Raw genomic sequence first — 1,273 nt, 5'->3', positions numbered from 1 at the left:
GCGCGGACCCGCAGGCGGCGCTCGCCACCGCCGCGTCCGACCCCGACGACGTCGACGCGCAACTGCTGGCCGCCGACATCGAGGTGCTCAGCGGTCTGGCCGAGCAGGCGTACCAGCGGCTGGTCTCGGTGGTCCGGCGGACCACCGGGGAGGACCGGGAGAAGGTACGACAGCACCTGGTCGGCCTCTTCACCATCGCCGGTCCGGAGGATCCGGCGGTCGCGTCGGCGCGTCGGGCCCTGGCCAGCGCCCTGTTCTGAGTCACTTACCACGCCAGCGCGGGCCGGCGTGATGCCGGCCCGCCCGACATCGGAGGACGGGAGCCCATCGTGCGTCGGATCGCCGTCCTCGACGCGCCGAGCAACCTCGGCCTGCGGCCACCCACGCCGACCTCGGTGCCGGGCTGCGGCAAGGCGCCCGGCGCACTGCGTGACCAGGGTCTGCTGCCCCGGCTGCGGGCCCGTGACGCCGGTCATCTGACGCCGCCCCGGTACGACGCCGGGGACTGGCGGCCGGGCGACGGGGTGTGCCACGCCCGGGAGATCGCCGACTACTCGGTGGGGTTGGCCGACCGGATCGGCGCGATCATCGACCGGGGTGAGTTCCCGGTGATCCTGGGTGGCGACTGCTCGATCCTGCTCGGCTCGGCACTGGCCATGCATCGGCTCGGCGAGGCGGTGGGCGGCCGGATCGGCCTGGTCTTCGTGGACGGGCACTCCGACTTCCGGCATCCGGGCAACGCCTCCTACGTGGGCGCTGCGGCCGGTGAGGACCTCGCCCTGGTCACCGGCCGAGGTCAGGCCGACCTGGCGGCGATCGAGGGGCGACGCCCGTACTTCCGGGACATCGACGTGGTGGTGCTCGGCATCCGTGCCCAGGACGAGTACCGGTTGGACCTCCAGGCCGCCGGGATCCTGACCCGGCCGGTCCCGGCGCTGCGGGCCGAGGGCGCCGCCCGCACCGCCCAGTGGACGCACGAGCAGCTCGCCGACTGCGCCGGTTACTGGGTGCACGTCGACGTGGACGTCCTCGACCCGGCCGTGATGCCGGCGGTCGACGCGCCCGACCCGGGTGGGATCGCCTTCGCCGAGCTGGAGATCCTGCTCGCCGGGCTGGTCGACACCCCGCACTGCCTCGGCGTAGAGCTGACCGTCTTCGACCCCGACTACGACCCGGACGGCGCGTACGCGGCCGAGATCGTCAACACGCTGGTGGCCGGGCTGCGCCCGGTGACCGCGCCCGGCTCGGTGCCGCCCCGGCTGCGTCCCGAGAC

Annotated in this window: 2 protein-coding genes; both read left to right on the top strand. The window is 74.4% G+C overall.

Annotation, left to right across the window (positions count from 1 at the left end; translation table 11 throughout):
• Positions 1 to 260, top strand: a 260-nt coding sequence (locus EYA84_RS31950; protein ID WP_131057869.1) for a tetratricopeptide repeat protein, incomplete at its 5' end; no start/stop codon positions are given.
• Positions 261 to 326: 66 nt separating this feature from the next.
• Positions 327 to 1,273: arginase family protein (locus EYA84_RS31945; protein ID WP_131057870.1), on the top strand; the 947-nt coding region annotated here is incomplete at its 3' end.

The sequence above is a fragment of the Verrucosispora sp. SN26_14.1 genome (genome assembly GCF_004307965.1).
Taxonomy (GTDB): Bacteria; Actinomycetota; Actinomycetes; order Mycobacteriales; family Micromonosporaceae; genus Micromonospora.
Note: the sequence above shows the minus strand (reverse complement) of the source record. Positions and strands in the feature narration are given on the sequence as shown.